Origin of the sequence: Anoxybacillus flavithermus, from assembly GCF_002742685.1 — a bacterium.
Taxonomy (GTDB): domain Bacteria; phylum Bacillota; class Bacilli; order Bacillales; family Anoxybacillaceae; genus Anoxybacillus; species Anoxybacillus flavithermus_E.
Window position 1 is genome coordinate 1 of sequence record NZ_PEDM01000072.1, and the last position, 1,090, is coordinate 1,090.

The following is a 1,090-nucleotide window of genomic DNA, read 5'->3' on the forward strand; positions in this document are numbered from 1 at the left end:
TGGTACAACTGACTTATGTGTACAGTATGTTCGAGTCCAACGGTGATTTCTCTACGGGGCTTGACTTTCTCCGAACGAACAAAGCACATCGTCTTGTAGAATTTATCTACAGCGCAGCAAAACAAAATATTCCCATTGATGCCGTGAAAAAACAGCTCCACGTGGCATAAGGGGTACCCTGTTTGTCTCTTTTCATATGGTAATTATTGTTACAGAAATTACTCAACTACAGTATATAAGTTGAATTAAAGATTTACAACTGAACACACAAACGATCGATCGTTTGTTCTGGTTTCTGGTGGATTCGCTGAATAAAGGACAGAAGTTTTATCAACTCCTGTCTAATCGGTTCTATCGATTCATTGTTCGGAGCATAAATTCATTTACATCTTTCTCTGGTCCGATGAATTCGACGTTTGTATGAATCGCTTGTAAGTGTTTGCGGGCGAAGTCGATTTTTGCTGCTTCTTCTGGACGGAGCCCGCCTTCCCAGTTGGTGCCTTTTGTTTCGAGCACAAAGTATAGCTTTTCTTCGCCATCTTTGTCGACGACAAGCGCCCAATCGGGATGGTACGCCCCAATTGGCGTGTCGATTTTAAACCAATTCATTCTTCGAGGCGTGACAGGCACCGCGCGCATGCTTCGAGGTGTGGCATCACACCAAATTTTTCTCAACTTTCAAGCAAATGATGTACTTCTTCTTCCGTAAGATCCACAAGGGCGGCGATTTCTTTTGGTGTCATTCCTTTTTTCGACATATTGCGAACAAGATGTTTCATTCCTTGTTTAAATCCTTCTTCCAATCCTTCCTTTTTTCCCTTTTGTATTCCTTTTTGTATTCCCTTTTGTTCATACGAGATTAACAATTCAAGCACTTTTTCCTTTTCTTTCGTTTCCATCTCGTTCACCTCGTTTCGCAATTGTTGTTCTTCTTCGTCTGACAGTTTGACATATGTTTCAAAAAAGCCGATTAATAATCGCTGCTTTGCTTCGTCTAATTCCATGCGTACGATCATGCGTAAAAATTGTTTTTTCAGTTCTACCCGTTCACTTTCAGTATACCCCATTTTGCTTAACAACGCAGCGGCGA

At 41.3% G+C, this 1,090-nt stretch carries 1 protein-coding gene and 2 pseudogenes; 1 reads left to right on the forward strand and 2 read right to left on the reverse strand.

What is annotated here, in order from left to right; all coding sequences use genetic code 11:
• Positions 1–170: pseudogene (locus CS060_RS13935) on the forward strand (IS701 family transposase); the annotation flags it as partial.
• Positions 171–351: 181 nt separating this feature from the next.
• On the opposite strand, the pseudogene CS060_RS13940 reads toward CS060_RS13935, so the two are convergent.
• Both CS060_RS13940 and CS060_RS13945 read right to left on the reverse strand, forming a co-directional pair.
• Positions 352–609 (reverse strand): annotated as a pseudogene (locus CS060_RS13940) (restriction endonuclease); the annotation flags it as partial.
• 62 nt (positions 610–671) lie between these two features.
• Positions 672–1,090: RpnC/YadD family protein (locus CS060_RS13945; RefSeq protein ID WP_503413719.1), on the reverse strand; the 419-nt coding region annotated here is incomplete at its 5' end.